We start from the raw sequence: 23,397 nt of genomic DNA on the forward strand, positions 1-23,397 counted from the left end.
TCCACCTACACTTTCTCTGCTACGGCTTTGCCAAATAAGCCTTCTGGTTTAAAAATAAGGACGATAATCAATATGGCAAATGCAACAACATCTTTATATTCTGCTCCCATAATCCCGCCTGTGATAACCGACAGATTCGCTGCTGTGAACATTTCAATCAGTCCAATTAACATACCGCCGAGCATTGCTCCGCGTATATTGCCAATTCCGCCTAAAACTGCGGCAGTAAAAGCTTTAAGTCCTAGTATAAATCCAATGTACGGATCGATTGTTCCATATTGAACAGCAAATAATACACCAGTGGCGCCGCCTAAAGCAGATCCTACGAAGAAAGTAACAGAGATAACCTTGTTCACATTAATAGACATTAAAGATGCTGTGTCTCTATCTTGCGCCACGGCTCTCATCGCCATGCCCCACTTTGTTTTGTTAACAAAAAAATCTAATCCTACCATCAAAATAACGGCTACTATAATAACAACTAAAAACGAGCTTTTAAAACTTGCAGCATGAGAACCGAAAACAGATCCGATATTTATTTTGTCAGAAAATAGATTAGGCGAAGTAATTATGTAATTCCCTTTAAATAATTCTGTGATGAAACGAACGATATCCTGTAGTAAAAAGGAGATACCAATGGCTGAGATAAGAGCAATTAGCTTTGGTGCTTTTCGGAGTGGACGATAAGCCACTCTTTCGATTCCCATTCCTAAAAAACCTGTGATGAGACTAGTAATTAGGAGCATGACAATTAAGGAAAGTACAGCAGGCAGCATCGAAGTCCATCCTAGACTTGTTAAAGTAATTAAGATGGCAGTGCCAATGAATGCTCCTGACATAAATATTTCCCCATGAGCAAAATTTATCAATTCTAATATTCCATAAACCATTGTGTATCCCAATGCAATAACGGCATACACTGCTCCTAATGTTAATCCATCAATTAAAACTTGCGGTAATGTTTGTAAAATTTCAGTTAGCATTCTCTTCCCCACACTTTTGATTTAATGGTTTTAGTAGATAGAGTTTAACCACATGAGATGAAAGATTTCCCGCTCGGTTACTCAACAGATTCTTTCTATTGACGAAATCACCATATATGCTGATTTCTATCTACTAAATAGCTAAGATTAATATCCGGCATTTAGTTCTTTGCAAATAAAAAGGACGGTTGATATCCATGTCCTTTTTATTTACTCGTTTATTGGCTAATTTCTCCATCTAATGTAGCTGGGTATTTGGCTTCATCAAATTTATAAATAAAGATTTTTGCGAATTTATTATCTCCTTTCTCATCAAATCCAACTTCTGTCACTACCCCTTTGTAATCTTGTGTAGCACGCACAGCTTTGGTAACCTCTTCACGAGTTGGTAATTTGTTATCATTCTCTTTAATTGCTTTTTCAATGCCTGCTAATAAAACTGCTGCAGAGTCGTATGCATAGGCAGAATAGGACTCAATGTTTTTGCTGAATGCTGCTTTATAATCTTCAGCAAATTTCGTTCCTTCTTCTGATTGGGTTGTATCACCGGCAACGGAAGTAATGAAGGTATTTTTCACAGCATCTCCTGCGATTTCAACAAAAGTAGATGAGTCTAAACCGTCTCCACCCATGAATGGGATATCTAATCCTTTTTCACGTGCTTGCTTTACCAAAATTCCCCCTTCTGCATAAAGGCCACCGTAATAGATTAGATCAGGTTTTTTAGAGGCTACTTGGTTTAAAACACCGTTAAAGTCTTTTTCACCAACGGTAATTCCCTCATAACCAACAACTTCAGCTCCTAAATCTTCCGCTGCCTCTTTAAAGGCATCTGCTAGACCTGAACCGTAAGCTGTTTTATCTTGAACAACAAAAATTTTCTTTGCCCCTAAAGTTTCCACAGCATATTGTGCCCCAGCAGGACCTTGGAAATCATCACGGGCAACAACACGGCTCACTGTTTTTAAACCGCGATCCGTATAGTCAGTGGCTGTACTTGCCGGAGATACACTTACAAGATTATTTTTTTCATAAACTTCAGATGCTGGAATGGAAACACCTGAGTTTAAGTGACCGACTACCCCTAACACAGATTTATCCGCAACCACTAAGTTAGCATTCGCAACCCCTTTTTTCGGATCTCCCTGATCATCCTGTGCATCTAATTTAAGTTCGAATCCTAATTCAGCAAACTTATCCTTTTGTTGATCAATAGCCAGCTGCGCTCCTAATTTAATTGCTTCCCCTAATGTAGCGCTGCCTCCAGATAGTGGTGATTGTGTAACAATTTTAATTACTTTTTTGTCTCCTGAATCTCCTGAATCCGAGTTTGCGTTTGAAGCACAACCACTCATAAATCCTAAAGCTAATGTTGCAGTCATCGCGAAAGAAAGTACTTTTTTGGATAACATAATATGCCCCCTATCATTGTCTTTTTATCTATGAAACTACAGGATATTTTCCCAATTGCTCCTGTTCCATGTTTGGATTATAATCTTCTTCTAGACAAGTGTCTTTTATATTGTCAGAAAATTTAACAGTATATTTTCTAAAAAGTTAATATATTCTGACAGTTTTCTTCGTACTTCGAAATGATTAGGAATGATTGGTTGTTCAGCATATTGGACATTTGTTGAGGGGAAATTTAATTTAGTTTGAGGATTGGATGAAAGAAAAGATAGCAATTGATTGGGCATTACTTTCTAATATGGGGAGGTTGAGTGGAGCTCATTCGCTTTGTGGGTGTGGTGGAAACGGGGTAGTTTCGTTGTCAAATTGTCTATTTTATCGTTGTTTTAGTGATTTTTTAGTGATTTTTTAGCATTTTTTCTGAGATTAATAGAATTCTACACTCAAATTGAATGTAGAGGGTCTGAGTTTGGCTGATATCAGCCAAACTTTTCGACTTATCAGCCAAACTCTACGATTTATCAGCCAAACTCTTCGACTTATCAGCCAAACTTACCATTTATCAGCCATACTCTACTACTTATCAGCCAAACTTACCATTTATCAGCCATACTCTACTACTTATCAGCCAAACTTACAACTTATCAGCCAAACTCTACGGCTTATCTGCCAAACTTACGATTTATCAGCCAAACTTACAACTTATCAGCCAAACTCTACGGCTTATCTGCCAAACTTACGATTTATCAGCCAAACTCTACGGCTTATCAGCCAAACTTACGATTTATCAGCCAAACTTACAACTTATCAGCCAAACTTACAACTTATCAGCCAAACTTACAACTTATCAGCCAAACTTACCATTTATCAGCCAAACTCTACGGCTTATCAGCCAAACTTTACTACTTATCAGCCAAACTCTACTACTTATCAGCCAAACTCTACTACTTATCAGCCAAACTTTACTACTTATCAGCCAAACTTACCATTTATCAGCCAAACTCACATCGTTATCAGCCAAACTCTACGGCTTATCAGCCAAAATAGGGTCAACTTATCCCCAAGGCATATCTGTACTAATAACACTTGCAAATGCTTTACTATGCTCTCTTCTATCTTTACGAATTTTTACGCGTTGTTCTGCTGTGTTATAAAGCATAGTTTCTTCCTCGGACTGGGGGATTACTTTAGGAACCCGTCTTGGCTTGCCATTCTCATCTAATGCAACAAAGGTTAAAAAAGACGTAGCAGCAAGCTTTCTTTCCCCTGTTTTTAAATTTTCTGCTATTACCTTCACAAAAACTTCCATCGATGATTTTCCTGTATGTGTAACATAGGATTCTAGACATACGGAATCTGTCGGGCGAATAGGAAACAGGAAATCAACGGAGTCCGTTGAGGCTGTGACTACATCGCTTCTTGAATGTCTCGATGCAGAAATAGAGGCCACATCATCTATATAACTCATCAGTTTCCCACCAAATAAGGAATTATGATTATTTGTATCAATTGGGAATATTCGGCTTGTTTTTACTACTAATGATTCCTTGCAATATTTTTCTTCTTGAACTGTCATTCCGAACAGCCCCCTTTTTTTAAGTAAGTATTGGAAATTGTAATAGAAATATTGTAGATCTACCATCTGAATTTTGTAAAGATAAATGTCCTCCCTGTGCTTTTGCGAGGAGAAGACTATATGGCAATCCTAAGCCGAGCCCACGCTCGATATCTTTCTTATTTTTCCCTCGATAAAATCGTTCAAAAATATAAGCCTGTTCTTCTTCTGGTATGCCATAGCCATTATCTTCTACTAAAATTTTGATGTTCTGATTATCATGTGTTAAACGGATTGTTATTTTTCCACCCTGCTTCCCCTTGATAGCATGTAAGCTATTATTTAATAAATTTACGATAATTTGTTGAAAACGAACACTATCAAGCATGGTGAAAATCGGCTTTTCTGGATTTATAAAGGTAAGTTTCGCAGAGGACAAAGAGTCCGTATGGACAATTTCCCATTGATAAATAATTTCTTTTAAAGTTGCCTGTACATTCAGCTTTTCCTTATTCACTTTAATTGAACCAGCACTAAAGCTATTAAAATCTAGTAAATCCTCTACCATGCTTTGCAGTCTGCCAGCTTCCTTTAAACTCATCGATAAAAATTGGCTTTTCTTCTTTTCTGGAATGACATTGTCATTGACAGCTTGAATTAAAGCACTGATAGAGGTGATCGGTGTTTTTAATTCATGGGTAACTCCTGCGAGCAATTGTGTCCGTAAACTTTCCAATGCATAGAGCCGCTTAGTCATTTCGTTAAAAGACAGCATCAATTGGTGTAACTCTTTTTCCTGCACTTCTTCATTTAATGTAATATGATAGTTACCATTCATTAATTGTTGTGCAGCGTTGGCAACCTCTTCAACCGGCTTTGCCATCTTTTTAGATAAAGAATAAATAACGAACCAGCCTAGCAGCGCCAAACTAAGAAGCAACAATCCCAGTAATTGATATTCTTCCTTATTTAAATGCTGCAGCTGATTATGCGGCTGAATAATATAGACTGAACCTGTTGGCGTCCCATCCTTAATAATAGGTGCTATGACAACGGATGCTTTTTGATTATTCCAGAGTGTGACCTTTTTAATCGTTAATTCACTGACTAAGGGCAAAGACTCAATTAGCTGCTGTTTTTCGCGAGAGTCTGGTGGGAAGTTCTGATTCATAGAGCGTATATTACCGGCAGCATCTTTTAGAAAAACATCTAGTGGCTGCCCTTCATTGATAAACTTCTGTCTATCCTGCAAAAATGGCAGACGAATATCCTTCAATCTGCCTTCTCCCATTTCATTAGCATGCTCCGCTATTTCCTGGGCAACTAATTTTGTTAATTCTAAGCGATTTTCCAAAGCATTATGGCGAATCCACAAAATTGAAATAATCCCGATAATCAAAAGACCTCCACATAATGTCAGCAAATATCTTTTTGTCCAATAATATAGAAGAGGCGTTTTTTCTTTATTGTTTTTCCTGAATATAAAATTGATAGCCCAATCCGCGTAATGTTTTAATTTCGCCATCTTTTGGATCCCACCCATTTAATAATTTCCTTATTCTTTTAATCGCTAGATCAACCGCCCGATCACTTCCATCATAGTCATTTCCCCATACATGATCCAGAAGCTGATCCCTTGTAAATGTTTGATTTGGATTGCTTGCTAAAAAGAGAAAGACAGAAAGATCTCGCGGAGTGAAGGGAACCTCAATTCCATTAAGAAAAACTTGATGGGAGACATAATTTATTTTTAAATCGCCATAGTATTTCACTCGCTCATCTTCTTGATAATGGGAGGATCTTCTTAGTACCGCTTGGACACGGGCGATGACTTCCTCCCCTACAAACGGCTTGGTAATATAATCATCCGCTCCATTTTCAAACCCTTTTAGTTTTTGCTCTGTATCTGATAAAGCTGTAAGCATAATAACAGGACATGCCGATTTCTTACGAATAAACGAAAGAACGCTCCAGCCATCTACATATGGCATCATAATATCTAATAGAATAAGGGCAGGAGTTTCTTCCTCTAGCTTCTGTAAAGCCTCTTCTCCATTATAAGCATAATCTACATCATAGCCTGCATTTTCTAAATATGCTCCTAAAACCATAGAAATTGCTAGTTCATCTTCCACAATTAGAATCTTTTTCATCATCTTTTCCTTATGCTTTATTTTTTACTAATGAAATCCATTATACCGATAATTATCAGGAGAAAAAATAGATCAGCCTTCTATCCAGCTGATCTACTCCTCTTATTGATATCTTAATGCTTCAAGGGGACTTAAGTTAGATGCTTTGTTCGCTGGAAAAATCCCAAAGATAATGCCAATTAATACAGAGAAACTAACGGAACCACCGACGATCCACCAAGTAATCTGGGAAGTCATTTCTAATGTGCTCGACAATATGTCTGCACTAGCGATTCCAATAGCTGCTCCTAAAATTCCGCCTAATGCACTAAGTACAATGGCTTCAATTAAAAATTGGAGCATGATATCTTTTTTCCGAGCACCTATCGCTTTTCTAATCCCAATTTCCCTTGTTCTTTCTGTAACCGAAACAAGCATGATATTCATAATTCCGATTCCACCAACGATTAAGGAAATGCTGGCTATGCCGGCTAATAACAATGTCATCGTATTGGAAACCGAATCGAGAGCCTCCGATACAGATGATTGATTTCGCACAGAATAAGAAGTTTCATCTCCATCAAACTGATTGTATAATTCTTGCTTCATTTTTGCCATTCCCATTTCAACTGAATCCTCATCCGTCATAAGCACTGTTGCTGAAGTTACATAGGTTTGACCGATAAAGCGTTGTGCTGTTGTAAATGGAATGAGAACAGAATCATCTACAGATCCAGTTAACTCTTCCCCTTTTTCAGCAAGTACTCCGATTACTTTAAATGTTGTTCCATCAATTTGAACGGTTTTATCGACTGGATTTGTAAATCCAAATAACTCGGATGCTACATTATCCCCCAGCACCACTACTTTATTGCGATTATCCAAGTCAATGTCCATGACATTTCTTCCGGACTGTAAAGTAATATCCTGTACCTCTTCATAAGAAGTAGTAACACCTGTAACAGTAACTCCAGAGCTTGATGTCGTTCCATTTTTAAGCGTACTGGATGTTGTCACTGTTGGTGAAACAGCCTTTACTTCGTCATATTCCGCAAATGCCATTAATTCATCATAATCAACAACCTCTTCCTCACTAGAGTTTCCCGATAAATTCACAGAAACTGTTGTCGTTCCTAAGCTGGCAATGTCATCGGAAACAGAATTGGAGGCTCCCATTCCTAATGAGGTTAAAGCAATAACCGCTGCCACACCAATGATAATACCCAGCATGGTAAGCACTGCTCTTAATTTATTCATTGCTATATTTTTAAAAGCTATCTTGATTGCTTGTCCTAATTTCAAGAGACAACTACCTCCTTTGTCTCTGCTAGGCGACCATCTTGAATGCGAATAACTCGCTTAGCCTGTTTAGCGATTTGTAAATCATGGGTGATTAAAATTATGGTATGTCCTTGTCTATTTAGGTCTTTCATTAAATTCATTACCTCGACTCCTGTCTTACTGTCTAACGCTCCAGTCGGCTCATCAGCAAGCAGGATTGGCGGATTCCCCGCAAGAGCTCGGGCAATGGCCACGCGCTGTTGCTGTCCACCAGATAATTCTGTTGGTTTATGTCCCGCTCTTTCCAGTAATCCTACTTTTTTCAATGCCTGCATGGCAATTTCTTTTCTTTCCTTACTTCCGATTCCTCGATAAACCAAGGGCAGCTCCACATTTTCAAAGGCAGACTGTTTTGTTAGCAGGTTAAAGGATTGAAAAATAAAGCCAATCTTATGATTTCTCACTTCTGCTAACTGTTTGCTTTTTAACGAAAAAACATTTTGACCGTCCAAATAATATTCACCAGAATCAGGGGTATCCAAGCAACCGATCATATTCATTAACGTTGATTTACCTGAACCAGACGGCCCAATGATAGCAATAAAATCCCCTTTATTGACAGTAAAGCTTACATTATCCAATGCCGTAACGGTCTCTCCTCCAAGTGTATATTCCTTTTTGACATTCTTTATTTCGACAATTGCATGCTGTTCTATCATTCATTTCTACCTCCAAACCCACCGGCAGGCATTCCTCCGCCTTGGCCTCCTCCAGGCATTTGCCCTCTACCTTCGCCATTTGGCATTTGGCCTCCACCTGGGAACATTCCTTGTGCTTCACTATCACTTGATGACTCAAATGTTGGCAGTACTACCGTTGTGCCTTCCTCTAAACCACTTTTAATCTCCGCAACTTCAGTATTTTGTAATCCTACTTCCACCGTTTGTTTTGTTGAGGCAGTTTCCTTTGTGTCATCCTCATTCGTGTTTGTGCCATTTGCTACTAGAACATAATATTCATCATTTTCCTTTTGTACAGCTTCTACAGGAACCGTCACGACATCTTCCGCTTTATCCGTTGTGATAGTAGCTTCTGCTGTCATCCCAACCAGCAATCCACTTGGCTTAGTTATTTTCACCGCAACCGCATATTTTGCGACACTAGTACTGTCACTATTTGCTTCTTTTGCTACACTCGTAACTTTTCCAGTAAACTCTTTATCTTCCAGTGCACTCACTTTTACATTAACAGCTTGTCCAGCCTTTACTTTCGAAATATCTAATTCATCTACGTTTACTACCATTTCTAGATTGTCATAATCTGTAACGGTAACGATTTCTGTTCCCATTGATACATTGCCATCTTCCTCTACATTTAGGGCTGTGATTTCACCAGAAAAAGTTGCAACAATTGGGTCGAGTGTATCATTCTCGAACGTTACTAGCTCATCGCCTTTTTCCACCTTATCCCCTGCTTCGACTAATACCTCGTCTACCGTTGCATTCCCTTCAGCAGTGAAAGTCTCTTTATTGATAGCTGCAATGCTTCCAGTACCACTGACCTCTATTTCAACATCACCAGCTTCTGCTGTTGCTGTCTGCGTTCTAGCCTGTGCTCTTACTTCGGTTTGATTATCATTGCTAAAATAATAATAAGAGCCAATCCCCGTCCCTATTACCAAAACTGTTACTCCACTAATAATCCACTTCTTTATACTTTTCTTCATTTTTTGCTTCAACCTCTTTCTATTCTATTTTAATGAATTTACTTGATTCATTGTCTTGCTGTTTACAAGTAATAGAATAAAAGAGTTATGTGTCAGGAAGAAGTCAGAGAGAAATTTTTTTATAGAATTTACAATTTTGTTTTGGGGGCAGGGGATTGGGCTCTGTTGCTTTTCTGCTTGTTTGTGGGAATAGAGGCGGATTCTCTGTTAACTTTCTCCGCTTTTATTCATTAATATCCAATTAATCCGATACCTCTCTAATCGTCCAACCTTATCCCTCCAAACATCACGGGATAAAATTCCATTGACGAACATAGACCTCCTATTATATGATAACTTATTGTGTGAAAGTTATTGGATAACGTGGTTCGAGACCATCCCACGTAAAAAAACTAAGGGAGAGAAAAAATGAAAACAAAAACACTTGCGATGAACGGTTTAGTGGCTGCATTGTATGTCGCTGTTACGATTGCGATTGCGCCGATTGCTTTTGGCAGCATTCAATATCGTGTTTCGGAATTATTTAATCATCTTGTTGTATTTAACAAAAAATATATTTATGGAATTGTAGTAGGAGTATTTTTAGCAAACTTATTCCTTTCAACTATTAAGTTATATGATTTAACTTTCGGAGTTGCTCATTCTATTATTTGCTTGTTAATCACAATTGGTATAAGCAAGTTTGTTAAGAGTTATCTTCTACGAATGATTATTAACACTCTTGTATTTACTTTTAATATGTTTATTATTGCCTATCAATTGCATCTTGCACTTGGGTTCCCTTTCTTAATCACTTGGGGAACAACAGCTATTGGTGAATTTGTTGTCATGGCAATCGGTATACCTATTATGCATTTCTTAAATAAACGTATTTCCTTTGGGAAGTTAATGGATTAACTAAAAGAGATCAAAATAATCTTGCTCCTTAAGATTATTTTGACCTTTTTTCGTTTTATCACTTTTATTCTATATGAAATATAATCCAATCATTCTTTGTTTATTTTCTTAATCAATTATCCGTTAACTAGAATTTATATTTCAACTATTAATTCCGATAAACTTCATACCTTTCCACCAACTTTGACCCCATTTACTTCTTTACCTTCAACCATTAATTCAACTATTATCTCTGAAGGCTTTTCCATAGAATAACCTTGTTCCATAAAATAGGAATATCACATTCCATTTCTGTATTTTTATACTTAAATAAATAACAAGCAAGGGCACCATTGGATTTACTAGTAGCAGACTCTTCATTTATACCTTATAAAGGAGGCAAAGTTCCGCAGTAAGTATGAGAACCAAACAGAGTTTCAAGTGTGAAAATATCTAAATGAAAATTTAGAAAGCGCCTATTATCAGCCACTGAGACATCAAAAATTACAAAGAATAAATGTTCATTTATAGAAAAATTAATAATTTAATTTCCCTGTAAAATATATATCTTTATTAAGAATACTAGAAGTATCATAAAGTTTGTTTTTTTCACTAAATCTTGTTTTTTACTTGAACAATATATAAAAAGACAATTTAAACGGAGGATTTCACAAAAAAAAAACATATGATTCTGAAGTATCTCTTGTATTAAAATTTGAACCAGCTAACAAGTTTTTAAGAATTACTAAAGAGGTCAACTACTACTGACGACCTCTTTAGTAATATAAGATCCTTTTGCGGAATTAGAGAAAAAACTATATGAGGACTGCATCCAGTTTTGAATTAAAATGATGCAGTTTAGCATATGATTTTTTTTACAATCAATTCTTTCCATTAAGTATATTTTTTTTAATTGTTATCTCTGCAATTAAAAGATTAAGAATCCAACATAACCAGACTGATATCGTATAGGCATTTCCATAGGAAATATTCAATGCATTATGAGTAATGGCTACGATTATATAAATAGTCATATTCGCAAAGGAAAGAAAAAAACTTCGCATGATCCATTGACTGTGTAGGATTACTTTTTTTCTCTTGATATACCAAAACCCTAGTATAGTTGTACTGAGCCATAATGTATTTAAAATTAGAAACCCGATTGTACTTAGCCATCCCCCTGTTGCAAAGAAAGAGACATAAACTCCGGGAATAAAATTTAAAATGATAGACAGGACATATAATCGTCCATTCCAACGGTGAAACTTGATAGACTTTATGCGTATTCTTTTTATCACACCTAATGGGCCAGTGAACAGTGCAATAATAGCCAGCAAAATATGAATACGAATCATTACTATCCATAGGGATTTATTTGTCAGAATAAGATCCTTTCTAGAAATAAATTTTTCAAAAGTAGGATCAACCATAAAATTCTTAGACAATGTATGAAGTATCCATAGGCTTGGGATGATTAAAATGGCTATTCGAATGAATTTTTTCATTAGCTCTTCCTCCATTGCTGTTTAGGAAATATACTGCGATTAGTCATAATAAAAACAGCGACCATGATGAATAGGAAGGTAATCCAGCTATACCATTTATCTTTGAGACATTTTCTATTAATTTCTTCTCAAGGTACTTTGAAAGAATAATCTTTTTCAGTTTTCTATGTATCATTGCAATCGCGCCGCCAATCAGGACAAGCAGCACGATTGCAATCCCTGCCCATAAGATTGAAGGATAAGATGAATAACCAAAGGTCATTCATCCTCCTGAAATTATCAAAAGAACTAATGCATAATGACTTTTCGTATAAAGTTCAAAGTCGTTTTAAGGACTGTTTTTTATTCATAGCCCGTACGAGAAAAAATCATATGAATGATAAAAGGTAAAGTAAGGAAGCTTCCTAACAAGAATAAATACATAGTTATATTTCCTTTTAATCAAGACGATGTCCAATTACTTTTGAAGAGGGAAGCATACCAGCCTTCGCCTCACCCACCATTTGGTTTCCATCTATTGAAACACTAAACTTTAAAGTAAGGTTCATAGGTTTCGTTACTTTCATTGACCACTTTAACTGATTTCCTACAAGAAAAGGGTTGTCTAAAGGGACAATCTCTTTTCCTTGCTTTGCAGTTCCGACTATTTGTCCATCATTAGTAGATATATCTATTAATACAGGAAGCTTTCCTATAGGGGTGGAAATGATGGTATCCCATTTTCCTGGAAAATTCCATATTTCATAAGATTGAATAGTGGAAGATTTTCTTGTTTCTTCATCTTGATTTTCATGCTTACTTACATTAGGGACATTTCCTTTAGCTTTCCAAACAGTCCCCCTTCGTTCGTATTCAAATAATTGCTCAACAGCATGTGCAATTTGGGAGCCTAACTCTTGTTCAACTAAGTAAAGGGCAACATCTAATCCAGATGTAACACCACCCCCAGTGATGAGATTACTATCATCAACGACTCGTGCATGAACTGGAATAGCACCTGTGGCACTTAAAAGTTCCATTCCCATATGATGGGTAACGGCATGCCGTCCCTCTAATAAACCACTCATAGCTAATAGGCAAGAGCCACCGCAAACTGTGGTTAGCAAAATATCTGGCTTCGTCATGGCTTCTTTTAATAAATGATTTAATTCCGTTTCCGTTGCTTGTTTTAACTTAAATGGCACCGAATCTGGTCCATTATCATGAACAGACCCAGATGCTCCAGGAATAAGAATGATTCCTTTATGGCTTAAATCAAGTTTATCACTGGCTTGAACTTGTAAATGATTTACGCCGCTTGTCACCAAACGCTCGCCTTCAGCAGATACAAGTTTAACAATTACTTCCTCGTTTGAGTACATTGCAGCAGCAGTAAACACTTCATAAGGTGCAATAGCGTCTAATAAATCAAATCCATCAAACAACACAATTTGGATATGCATACATATTTCCTCCGTTAAAAATAGAATTTAGACCGATAAGGAAAGAATATCCTTTGAATATCTCAAAAGATGGTATAAAACAATCACAAAATAATCACAATCCCCCACAAAACATTATTTTAAAAAGAAAAAATGATAAACTAGAATAGAATTTAATTGTGAGATTCGTTTTTAGATGGTGGTATATAAGGAGAGGTGGATTTTCGTGAAGGAAGTACATACGATTCTAGTTGTTGACGATGATAAAAGCATTGTCGATCTATTGAGGGATTTCTTAGAGAATGAAGGCTTTTATGTAAATACTGCTAATGACACTACTCAGGCACTTGTCCTACTGGAGCAAAATGTTATTGATTGCATTGTTCTTGATGTAATGATGCCCGGACAAAATGGTTTTGAGCTATGTCGGCAAATTCGTATGAAAAGCAACGTACCGATTCTTTTTTTGAGTGCTTTAAGTGATGATGTAGATAAGATTCGCGGCTTAGCACTTGGTGGAGACGATTATATAGTCAAAACTGCTTCTCCGGGTGAGATTGTTGCAAGAGTGAAGGCTGTATTAAGGCGCTCCAGTTCTCAGCAAGAATTGAAGAGAAAGGTCTTGGATTATGGAAGACTTTTGTTGGATTTGTCAACAAGAGAAGTTTTTGTAGAAGGGCAGTCCATCTCACTAACACCAAAAGAGTATGATTTGCTGCAATTGTTTGCAGAACATCCGAAATTCGTATTTTCTTACGACCAATTACTTAAAAAATTTTGGGAGGGAATTGGTGATAAACATACAATTCGTGTACATTTAAGCCGACTACGGGAGAAAATTGAAGCTGATCCGAATGATCCGCAATTTATCGTCAACGTATGGGGTATTGGCTATCGTTTCAAAGGAGAGTAAAATGAAAAATATTCGTATTCGTAAGTTCACCATTCTCTGCTTATTTATTATCTTAATTTTCCCATGGATATTTTATGTGGGGGGGCATTTTCTTGAAACAAAATCGTTCAATCTTGGCATTCAAGCCAATTCAAAAATGACTCAAATTATTGCAATAATCACTGGTCTACTATTGGCCTTTTTAATTGTTGCCGATGCAATGCGGAGATATATTCTCATTCCTTTGGAGAAAATGAGCGTAAGTGTTAGACAGATTGCAGAAGGAGATTTGGATATCCAGTTACCTTCCTCAAAGATTTCAGAAATTGCTGAAGTCCATGACGGTTTTCATGTGATGGTAGATAGTTTGAAAAAATCATTTAAGAAACAGGTAGAATTAGAAAATGAACGAAGATTTGTGATTGCTGCTGTTGCGCATGATTTACAGACACCTTTATTTGCCTTACGGGGCTATTTGGAAGGTTTAGAACAAGGTATTGCTGACTCCCCTGAAAAACAAGCAAAGTATCTGCAGGTTTGTAAGGAGAAGTCTGTACAATTGGACCGACTTGTTGAAGACCTTTTCACATTTACAAAGACAGAATTATTGGAGACAGAATTCAAGGAAAATATGGTAGACCTTTCAATTGTTATACAGAATTCGATTGACAACGTTAGCCAGCTAGCTAAACAGAAGCATATATCGATCATTATAAACCAATTTGGCGAAGAGTTTGTGGTCCTTGGTGATTCACACTTATTGGAGCGATCCATAAACAATTTATTGGATAATGCGGTCAGACATACACCTTGTCATGGGAAGATTTTTGTAGAGTGCTATAAGAGTGATAACAATGCGGCCTTTACTATTAAAGATACTGGTGAGGGTTTCTCTTCCGATGAGCTTCAACGAGTTTTTGAACCATTATATCGTGGGGAAGCATCGAGAAATCGTTTAACTGGGGGCATTGGGCTGGGAATGACGATTTCAAAGAGAATTATTACGCAACATAAAGGTAACCTTGTCGCAGGTAACCATTTAGACGGTGGTGCAATCCTAAGTGGCTGGATACCCTTGGCAAACAGTTCTTTCTATTCCAATACTTGAAAAGACTTATTTAGCAATCATTATTAACTGGATTCCTTTTCTCTAGATGCTCTTTCTAACAAATATTTTGGTTTACCATCAAACTAGCAGTAAACCGGATTATAAATAGTTATTAAAATATTCAACAAATGGGTGCGATAGTAGAATAAATAGCTAGAAATAATCAAACTTTCTTATAAAAAAATTTAACATAGGTTATTAAAAGAAAATCCATTTTGATCAATCTTTCTTCAAATTGGATTTTTTGTTTGCGTTGTTAAATAAGGAGTCAATAACATTTTTTAATCAAACATTATTTCAAAGCTACATGAAGTCTATTATCACTGGAATAGAGCCTACTTGGCTAACTCAAGAACAATGAATAGATGATCAGCTATCTCCAATAAATCAGTGACTATCTCATTGTCTAAGTTGTTGTTACCGACATCAGTAATCGTTACAAGTGCTGAGTTAGTGTGGAATAATTTTATATAATCCTTCAAAGTTCATCCCTGCTGGTTTCTCACTTAATAAAGTGGGATTACGACATATAAGTTCAACCTCGCTATGAATATGTATATATCCTTTTTCATTAACTTTCCTAGTCAGTTTACTACGCTTTTGGCAGAAGAAAAGACCCAATCTTATGCTATTTGGTCTACTTATTAGTTTTATATTTCATGTGGTTGGTCTCCATAAAAAAGGAACAAAATTCCGTATATCTAGTTTTTTTAATACCTACTGTCAACCGTATCTAACACTTGTTTTAAATTACCTTCTCTTTCCGTAATCTCTTGTTCTGCTTGATTACGTTTCTGTTTTCCTTCTTCTTGGATATGTAGTGTCTCTTCTAATGAGCTCATCAGTTTATGCTGTGTTTCTTTTAGCGAATCGATTTCGACCATTGCGGGACGGTTTTCCTGGGCAATTTGTGCCATCTCTTTTACGTTGGCATCCATTCTGCTTGTATTCAGTTTTGCTTGTGTTTCAATCGCATGACGCTGCCTTAAAAGCGTTAAAGCAATGGAAACTTGGTTTCTCCATAATGGGATTGATGTCATGATCGACGACTGGATTTTATCAATAACTGTACGGTTCGTATGTTGAATCAAACGGATTTGTGGAGCTGTTTGTATGGTAATTTCTCTGCTGACTTTTAAATCATAAATACGTTTTTCTAGTAATTCCGCAAAATGAATTAAATCATTTACCTCTTGCAGTTTCATTCGATCACCGGACTCTTCTGCAAGTTTTTTTTGCTCCGGAATAAGCTTTTTCGTCATTTCTTCGTATTTCATTTCCGCTGCAGCAATATATACATTTAAATCTTCAAAATAAGTTTTATTATGTTCATAAAGCTGTTCTAATAAATGAATATCTGCAGTCAATACGTTTTTACTGCGTTCGAGACGCACACTCATCCGATCTATTTGGGCACTTGCCTTTTGATAATTTGATAGAACTTCATGGACACTTTTGGAAGGCTTGCTAAATAATCGGCGGAAAAAGCCCTTCTTTTCTACTCGTAATTCATCAGGATTGATTTCATTTAATTTTTCCATTAAATCACTAACGATATCCCCGACTTCCCCAACATCTTTGCGCTGCACATGCTCAATCATTGTATGGGAAAAAGAAAGTAATTTTTTCTGCGCTGCTGCCCCGTAAGCAATCATCGTACGGTGATTGGTTGGATCTAGTTTATTGGCTAGTTCATATGCTCGTTGTTGATTTTCTGGAGGTAAAACATCAATAAGGCGAACAGTTTCAGCTGTTTCGCCTTTTTGCATGAACAAATTATTGCTTTCTCCTAAAGGATCGGAGAAATAATCATCTGTAATGTTTTTCATTTGTCGTTCATCTGTCATTTAGTCCGCCTGCTTTCATCTAACAAATCAGTGTCCTTCTCCTTATTAGAAATATGCTTTACTACATCTAATTCAAAATGCAGATCATCAATATCATCTGATAGGATGCCATGAAGATCGTCTTCCAGCGTTCTAGAAAGCTGCTCTAATGTTCTTCTTGTATCATTTAAAGTTGCCTGCAGTGCTCTGTTTTTCTTCGGCTGGGCAGATAAAAGGGCATACTTTTCTGCGATTTCCACTAATGAATCTAAATGCGAATAATAGAATTTCTCTGCTTTATAGAAACGGCGCGGCTCTTCCTTTGTTAATCGGTAGATTTTCTTTGTTACTCTCATTAAATCGATTCTTTGCTTAAAAGAAGGAAAGTGACGGATAGCAAAAACATGTCGATTTAATCGACTAATTTTCTCATTCGCTTCCTTTAGCTGTGTTTGAATAAATTTATATTCTTTCCTTGATAAACCTTGCCTTACCATTAATTGATGTTTAATTACTCCATCTGTGATGAAATAAGAAACTCCCGTTGCCGCAATTCCATATAGAACAGATAGGATAAAATATTGGTCAAATGCCACATAACTGATTAGCCATGTTAAAGCACCTACAGGAAAAGAAATGCCTGTTCGTACTAAAAACATTAAAAATGAGTTCACTATAATCGACTCCTGCCTTCGTATTCCTTTATTTTTTATACGTTTCATTTCAGCTTTTGTTTCAAAAATCGATGATTTATTTACTTCTATTTTAACGTAACCAAGTTCCTTCTTGCTATAGACCTTAAATGGAATCTTTTCTACGACTAAAGACGTATTTTGTTATGTGTCCTTACATTATGTGTATGTGGAAAAGCATAAAAAAATGATTTGATGCTTTTATTCTATCAAATCTAGGCTCATGTTTCATGTTTTCTCTTTTATTGGATAGATGTGGAAACAACTATTTTACAGCAAAAAACCCGTAAATGGAATTTACCATTTACGGGGTCCTTTTCTTGCTATCTTATCCAAGGCGATTTGCAAGTCTAGGCTGCGGCTGTTTTGGTTCTTTTGGCTGCAGCTTCATATGTGGCGGCTTTATGATTAAAGTAATGATAAAGGAAACGACACATAAAACAGATATGACTGTAAAGGTTGCATGGAATCCTCCGAGTACTGCTGCAATCATCGATCCAGCCAAAGCTCCAAATCCAAAGCCTTGATAGATTACACCATAGTTTTTACTTTGATTTTTCAGTCCAAAGAAATCAGCGATAATAGCCGGATATACGGTGATAACGCCTCCGAAACAAAATGCAATTGCGGCTACACAAGCAAAGAATAATGGATAGCTTAATGGAACTACATTTAATACAGTGACCGCTGCCGCTGTTACGACTAATGTTCCAGATACTACTTTTATACGACCTACTTTGTCAGACAATGCTCCAAGAATAATACGACCGATTGTATTGAATATCGCTACTAAAGCAACGGCATTGGCAGCTGTCGCCACATCTAGATTCGCTAGACTGACACCAATATCTTTTACAATACCGATTAAGTATAATCCACTCATACATGCGGTAAAGAAAATAACAAAGAGTAAATATGCTTGCTTTGTTTTTAGCATTTCTTTCACTGTATAATTCTTTTGCTCTGGTGCTAAAGAAGTTGTAGTTGTTTCTACTTCCTGTGCTTCTTTTAAAAGGAATGATCCGCCGACAACCATTGCTAAAGCAATAATTCCCCAAATTAAGAAGGCTGTTGAAACACCATAAGCTGCGATTAAGCTTGTATTAATATATTTAAAAACTAAGCTGCCGGTTCCATATGCTCCTACAGAGATACCAGAAATTAATCCTTTTTTCTCAGGGAACCATTTAATTAAATTAGATAAAGACGTGATGTACGCAGTTCCGTCTGCAAAGCCTACAAAAACACCTGCTACAAGATAAAGCATCCATAAAGAAGATACTTGTGAAGTAACCATTAATCCTCCACCTAGCATGATTCCAGCACAGGCAATTAAGCGGCGGAGTCCCCATTTATCTTGAATTTTCCCGGCAAAAAGGGTTGCGAAGGCAAGCGCAAAACTAGTAATGGAAAAAGTGATAGCCGTTGCGCTCAAATCCCATCCAAATTTATCAACAAGAGGTTGATTGAACAAGCTCCATGTGTATATTGTTCCTAATCCCATTTGCACAATAATGGTACCAATAACTATCTGCAAGCGATTGCCATTTCGTTCTTTCATTCCGATCTCCTCTTTCTACTCGGTTTATAAACAGTATTTTTTACTATAAAAGGTTGTTTATGCTTTCTTTTGATAGTTAAATTATACCGCCTGAAACATTTTTGAAACCGGTATCAGAATGAAATACCCTTTATTCGGAATGAATGGTATTTATAGATGCATAATTTGTCGAAATGCTTTGGCTTTGCTTCTGCTAACAGGAATTTCCGCCTTAATATCCTTTAATCTCACCAGATACGTATGGTTAAACCATGGGACAATTTCATGGATTTTTGAAAGATTCACGGTGTAGGAGCGATGACAGCGGAAAAAGGTATCCTGCGGCAATTTATCATGAAAATCAGAGATACTCATTGGCATCATATATTCATCTGTCTTCGTATAAACTAATGTTACTTTTTCGCTCGCTTCTGCATAATAAATATCATTGACATCTGTCACAATGATATTTTCATTTTTACGCAAGTTTATCCGACGATTTATTTCTGTCGTAATTTCTTCTTCTCCACCGCTTGCTTTTTGGAAAGCTGCTTCTAACTTTGCCAGCATTGCGGCAATCCGCTTTTCTTCATACGGCTTAAGAATATAATCAAATGCCTCTAATTCAAATGCTTGTGCTGCATGCTCTTTATAAGCAGTTGTAAAAATGATATAAGGCTTTTTCGCAAATTTACTAATATTGCTTGCCAAAAGCATCCCATCTAAAGAAGGTATATTAATATCCAGGAAAATGGCATCCACTTCTTCTGCTTGCAAAAATTTAAGCACATCTAAGCCATCTTCAAAAGTGGCGACAATATCAATTTTGCTATGGGTTTGAATTAAATATTCTAACTCTTCTTTTGCTGGAATTTCATCCTCTACTATTATTGCCTTCATGCTATCTCCTTCGTTATGTCAAAATAAACTTCCGTACCTGGCTCTAATCTACGAATGTTTAAACCGGTTCCATACATTAATTTTACTCGTTGATGGACATTTGTTAAACCGATTTGTTTGGAGGATACCTCTTCTTTCGCTAAACGATCAATTACCTCCTGGGCAATCCCTTCTCCAGTATCTCGCACACTAACCCTTACTGTCTCTCCTAAATCTTTGACTGATATCGTTACAACTCCAGGACCTTTTCGCTTTAAAATTCCATGTACAACCGCATTTTCGACCAATGGCTGGATGAGAAGACTCGGAAGTTTAATATGTATATCATCTATCTCATAGTTCACTTGCAGGCGGTTCCCGAAACGAGCTTTTTCAATTTGAATATAGTCTCTTACTTGCTTAAGTGCGAGCTGGATATCAATAAGCTCTTCTCCAACCTCTAAGTTATAGCGCATATACCCCGATAAATTAATAATTAATTCGCGCGCTTTTTCAGGATCGCGACGGGTTGTGGATGCAATCGCGTTTAGCGCATTAAATAAGAAATGGGGATTAATTTTTGTTTGTAGTGCTTTCAGTTCGGCCTTATTTGCTTCCTCTTTCATTTGCTCCACTCGCGATACTTCCATAAGGGTTGAGATAATTTGCGCCAATCCAATTGCCATTGTTTGCAATGTATTGGTAATTGTATAAGCTTTTCGGTAGTAAATTTTTAGAGTACCGGTTACAATCCCTCTTTCCTCTAACGGAATAATTAATAAACAATGAATTTGCGGAGTATGATGATCGGCAATATTATTCCGAATCGTAATCTTGCCACTTCGAATGGTCTCTTTCGTTAAATCACTGATAATCTCTTGGCCGATCTTATATTTTTCCTCCCCAAACCCTACATATGCAAGAACATCTTTAGTATCCGTAATAGCTACTGCGTCTGCTTGAATATCTTCTTTTATAATGGTACAAATAGTTCGCAAAGAATTCCCATTAATAGAACGAAAATAAGGCAAGGTCTTATTCGCAATATTAAGGGCCAGCTGTGCCTGCTGTGCCGCGATTCTTTCCTTTTCTCCTTCTACGCTGGCAATCATCAAGACAATTAGCCCAATGCTCCCTTGTCCTAAAATCATCGGTAAAGCAATAATCGAAACAATATCTATTCCTAAGTCGAAAGGATCTGCCATAAATAATATCAAAATCATTGTTAGCATTTCACATAGCATTCCAGCAACTATTCCATAAATCCAGCGACTACTCTTTTTCACACGAAGGTGAATATAACCAGATACAATCCCTGCTAAAATACTTGTAATTAAACAAGGAATAGAGGTTACGCCACCAATGTCAATTAAATAACGATGTACGCCGGAAACAATTCCGGTCACAATTCCAACCCATGGGCCAAACAAGATACCACCTGACATAATGGCAATTGTGCGGATGTTGACAATCGAACCTTCTACTTGAATTCCCGAATAGGTTCCAAATAGAGCGAAGGCACAAAATATTAGTGTAATTAACGTCAGCTCTGTTGGCGAGTGATGATCCTTTTGCAAGGTCTCTTTAAACTTCGGTACTCTTGTCATAAAAAATAAAGTAATGAGTAAAAGGGCAGCTCGTTCAAATAATTGAATGAGCATTTGCAATTCTAGGGAAGAGTTCATTTTTCTTCCTCCTTGTGTTCAGCAGTCTTTGGTGTATTTTAATACTAGTAATGTATCATTAATTTAAGAAAAAGAATCCTCGAGATTACTGATTTCTCCACTTTCGACATCGACGCAGTAGTTACAGTCCAACTTCCCGCATAGCACCCATTTCTTATCAGCGGGATCAAACACATAATAAGGGGTTAAGGTGAAATATGGCTTCAGCTTTTTGTAAGCTTCGTCTTTAGTAATTTTTATCTCCTTCCCTTTCTTAATTACTTCCTTTTCCTTTGCATCGAGAATTTCATCCCAAAGTTCTTTTTTATCCATATAATTCACTATCTTTCCCTCTTGATCATGAAAAGTAAGGATTCTTCCTGCAAATATACTTTTAGGGACACTTTCCTCAATCCGTGCAAGCAAATTAAAATTTTCTCTATATAAATATTTAAGCATCCATTTACCTGAATCATTCGGATACTTCATGCGCAAAAAATCGGTTACTTCTTGGATACATTTTTCTGTGTCTTCATCCGTGATTGGCAGCGAATCTGGATGTGGAATCTTTAAATATGCATCTTCCACACTTACTTCATTCGCCCAATCTAAGGGCTTCCTATCAAAATCATCCTCTTTTCCTTCCTGCCATTTTATCTCTTTGTTGATGTTTTTTCGAAAACCAAACTTCTCCTCCATAAATGGAAGGCTTCCTTTCCGATCATTTCTTATATACGTTTCTTCCACTCCATATACGATTAACTTGCCGTCCTCATTAGGAAATTCAGCTAAAACTACTTGATCTCTCGCTATATCCTCGATATCTGCTAGCGATAAAGTATATTTTTCTTCTAACTCTTTCTTATTCGTTAACACACTTATATGTTTCGAATAAAATGTTAGCTCTCCGTCTTCGTTAAACTCTACAGTTATTGAAGAGGATGGAGATAATGGAATACCATTCCACTGTTCCTCAAAGTAATACTCTCTTTCGTCTCTTTGCTTGCAAATAAAATCCTTCTCTATATTTAAGCCTGTGAATTCGGCAAGCCATTTTTTTACCTCTTTTACATCTTTATGTGGAAATACTACCCCATTTTTCGCATAGGTTACTCCTTGGACAAAAATAACAGATTCGAATTCCTCCGTATGTATATTTATATCAATCGAAGCAGTCCCTTCCGGATTCTCCTCCTCATCTGTCCAATCGGCGTATTTATTCGGAAACCATTCCATATTTAAGAAATACACTGTCTCGCCATCCAATGTAAGCTGTCTAAATAAATGATGTCTGCCTAAATAATAATCTTCTAACCCCCATTGTCTCCTTGTTAAATTAATTAATTTTTCCATTCTTGTATCCATTCTTAACTCCTCCTTTATATCACTTTCTAATCTATCACATCCCATATATCATCTTCCAGCAATATCCATCCAGCCTTTTTGGCTATTGCAGTATCACCTGCCAATCCATGAATATAGCCCCTTAGGTGAACATCTTCTTCTTCCTTTAACCCTTGGGCATCCTATGTTCGCTAAATCACATCTTTTCATTTCTTCGCTATTCAGTAAATATTCCACTTCTCTTCACACTCTCTAAAAATTTCTTCTATGATACCAACAGCTTGATATTTTTTGTTACGTACTCCTTCTATTCTTTTGACTTTTTCCTGCTCGAAAAAAAGTATCCTCATTTGAAGGATACTTTTCGGAACACTTTATTGTCTTTTTTTCGTCTTTTTATTATTTAATTTCTCCGCTGCTGTTAATGGTTCATTGGCAAATTCATGATCATATTGACGAGCTGTATCATTTTGTACTGCTTGCTTCGCATTTTTATTTTTATTTTTTGTCATGATTATCACCTCCACCCATTATTCTCTCTTGCTCCTTTTTGAAATATGTAA

21 protein-coding genes and 1 riboswitch are annotated in these 23,397 nt (G+C 36.6%); of the genes, 3 read left to right on the top strand and 18 right to left on the bottom strand.

The window, feature by feature from the left end; genetic code table 11:
- Positions 1–5: 5 nt before the first annotated feature.
- The 8 genes from NSS71_RS20775 to NSS71_RS20810 all read right to left on the bottom strand — a co-directional run bounded on the left by NSS71_RS20775 (position 6) and on the right by NSS71_RS20810 (position 9,087).
- Positions 6–983, bottom strand: coding sequence for a branched-chain amino acid ABC transporter permease (locus NSS71_RS20775; RefSeq protein WP_047944649.1), 978 nt, complete (start codon positions 981–983; stop codon positions 6–8).
- Between the two features lie 218 nt (positions 984–1,201).
- Entirely contained in the window at positions 1,202–2,395 is a 1,194-nt protein-coding gene (locus tag NSS71_RS20780; protein WP_047944650.1) for a branched-chain amino acid ABC transporter substrate-binding protein, read from the bottom strand.
- 1,052 nt (positions 2,396–3,447) lie between these two features.
- On the bottom strand, positions 3,448–3,969 hold the full coding sequence (locus NSS71_RS20785; protein ID WP_047944652.1) for an acyl-CoA thioesterase: 522 nt from the start codon (positions 3,967–3,969) through the stop codon (positions 3,448–3,450).
- A gap of 19 nt (positions 3,970–3,988) precedes the next feature.
- On the bottom strand, positions 3,989–5,473 hold the full coding sequence (locus tag NSS71_RS20790; RefSeq protein ID WP_176473301.1) for a HAMP domain-containing sensor histidine kinase: 1,485 nt from the start codon (positions 5,471–5,473) through the stop codon (positions 3,989–3,991).
- Positions 5,412–6,101, bottom strand: coding sequence for a response regulator transcription factor (locus NSS71_RS20795; RefSeq protein WP_047944654.1), 690 nt, complete (start codon positions 6,099–6,101; stop codon positions 5,412–5,414). The genes NSS71_RS20790 and NSS71_RS20795 overlap by 62 nt, the downstream gene beginning before the upstream one ends.
- A gap of 102 nt (positions 6,102–6,203) precedes the next feature.
- Positions 6,204–7,382, bottom strand: a complete 1,179-nt coding sequence (locus tag NSS71_RS20800) for an ABC transporter permease (protein ID WP_061800632.1) — start codon at positions 7,380–7,382, stop codon at positions 6,204–6,206.
- Positions 7,379–8,080, bottom strand: coding sequence for an ABC transporter ATP-binding protein (locus tag NSS71_RS20805; RefSeq protein ID WP_047944656.1), 702 nt, complete (start codon positions 8,078–8,080; stop codon positions 7,379–7,381). The genes NSS71_RS20800 and NSS71_RS20805 overlap by 4 nt, the downstream gene beginning before the upstream one ends.
- The gene (locus NSS71_RS20810) at positions 8,077–9,087 is read right to left on the bottom strand and encodes an efflux RND transporter periplasmic adaptor subunit (protein WP_053215809.1); all 1,011 of its coding nucleotides are present in this window, start codon (positions 9,085–9,087) and stop codon (positions 8,077–8,079) included. Before NSS71_RS20810 ends, NSS71_RS20805 begins: the two co-directional genes overlap by 4 nt.
- Before the next feature lie 357 nt (positions 9,088–9,444).
- Positions 9,445–9,489: riboswitch (PreQ1 riboswitch) on the top strand.
- 6 nt (positions 9,490–9,495) lie between these two features.
- Between NSS71_RS20810 and NSS71_RS20815 the strand changes: the two genes are divergently transcribed.
- Positions 9,496–9,984, top strand: a complete 489-nt coding sequence (locus NSS71_RS20815; RefSeq protein WP_095259218.1) for a QueT transporter family protein — start codon at positions 9,496–9,498, stop codon at positions 9,982–9,984.
- Between the two features lie 860 nt (positions 9,985–10,844).
- On the opposite strand, the gene NSS71_RS20820 is transcribed toward NSS71_RS20815, so the two are convergent.
- The 3 genes from NSS71_RS20820 to NSS71_RS20830 form a co-directional block, all read right to left on the bottom strand.
- Entirely contained in the window at positions 10,845–11,468 is a 624-nt protein-coding gene (locus NSS71_RS20820) for a DUF2306 domain-containing protein (protein WP_095259217.1), read from the bottom strand.
- A gap of 43 nt (positions 11,469–11,511) precedes the next feature.
- A complete protein-coding gene (locus NSS71_RS20825) occupies positions 11,512–11,730 on the bottom strand; it encodes a hypothetical protein (protein ID WP_235850136.1) in 219 nt (72 codons plus the stop codon).
- 175 nt (positions 11,731–11,905) lie between these two features.
- Positions 11,906–12,910: a DJ-1/PfpI family protein gene (locus NSS71_RS20830; protein WP_251688079.1), complete on the bottom strand. Its 1,005-nt coding sequence runs from the start codon at positions 12,908–12,910 to the stop codon at positions 11,906–11,908.
- Positions 12,911–13,115: 205 nt separating this feature from the next.
- On the opposite strand from NSS71_RS20830, the gene NSS71_RS20835 reads away from it, so the two are divergent.
- Positions 13,116–13,802, top strand: coding sequence for a response regulator transcription factor (locus tag NSS71_RS20835; protein ID WP_251688101.1), 687 nt, complete (start codon positions 13,116–13,118; stop codon positions 13,800–13,802).
- 1 nt (position 13,803) lies between these two features.
- Positions 13,804–14,889 carry a sensor histidine kinase gene (locus tag NSS71_RS20840; protein ID WP_251688077.1) on the top strand — a complete coding sequence of 362 codons (1,086 nt, stop codon included), beginning with the start codon at positions 13,804–13,806 and terminating at the stop codon, positions 14,887–14,889.
- Between the two features lie 710 nt (positions 14,890–15,599).
- On the opposite strand, the gene NSS71_RS20845 is transcribed toward NSS71_RS20840, so the two are convergent.
- The 7 genes from NSS71_RS20845 to sspO all read right to left on the bottom strand — a co-directional run bounded on the left by NSS71_RS20845 (position 15,600) and on the right by sspO (position 23,346).
- Positions 15,600–16,736 (bottom strand): toxic anion resistance protein, encoded by a 1,137-nt coding sequence (locus tag NSS71_RS20845; protein WP_095320571.1) that lies wholly within the window; start codon positions 16,734–16,736, stop codon positions 15,600–15,602.
- Positions 16,733–17,389 (bottom strand): 5-bromo-4-chloroindolyl phosphate hydrolysis family protein, encoded by a 657-nt coding sequence (locus tag NSS71_RS20850; protein ID WP_341152000.1) that lies wholly within the window; start codon positions 17,387–17,389, stop codon positions 16,733–16,735. The genes NSS71_RS20845 and NSS71_RS20850 overlap by 4 nt, the downstream gene beginning before the upstream one ends.
- A gap of 346 nt (positions 17,390–17,735) precedes the next feature.
- Complete coding sequence (locus NSS71_RS20855) at positions 17,736–18,968, bottom strand: L-lactate MFS transporter (RefSeq protein ID WP_341152001.1); 1,233 nt, start codon at positions 18,966–18,968, stop codon at positions 17,736–17,738.
- Between the two features lie 150 nt (positions 18,969–19,118).
- Complete coding sequence (locus NSS71_RS20860; protein WP_047944662.1) at positions 19,119–19,847, bottom strand: LytR/AlgR family response regulator transcription factor; 729 nt, start codon at positions 19,845–19,847, stop codon at positions 19,119–19,121.
- The gene (locus NSS71_RS20865) at positions 19,844–21,511 is read right to left on the bottom strand and encodes a sensor histidine kinase (protein WP_082138449.1); all 1,668 of its coding nucleotides are present in this window, start codon (positions 21,509–21,511) and stop codon (positions 19,844–19,846) included. The genes NSS71_RS20860 and NSS71_RS20865 overlap by 4 nt, the downstream gene beginning before the upstream one ends.
- Positions 21,512–21,574: 63 nt before the next feature.
- Positions 21,575–22,855, bottom strand: coding sequence for a hypothetical protein (locus tag NSS71_RS20870; RefSeq protein ID WP_341152002.1), 1,281 nt, complete (start codon positions 22,853–22,855; stop codon positions 21,575–21,577).
- 353 nt (positions 22,856–23,208) lie between these two features.
- Positions 23,209–23,346, bottom strand: a complete 138-nt coding sequence (gene sspO, locus NSS71_RS20875) for a small acid-soluble spore protein O (protein WP_047944664.1) — start codon at positions 23,344–23,346, stop codon at positions 23,209–23,211.
- Positions 23,347–23,397: the final 51 nt, after the last annotated feature.

This window comes from Niallia sp. FSL W8-0951, from assembly GCF_038006525.1.
Classification (GTDB): Bacteria; Bacillota; Bacilli; order Bacillales; family Cytobacillaceae; genus Niallia; species Niallia circulans.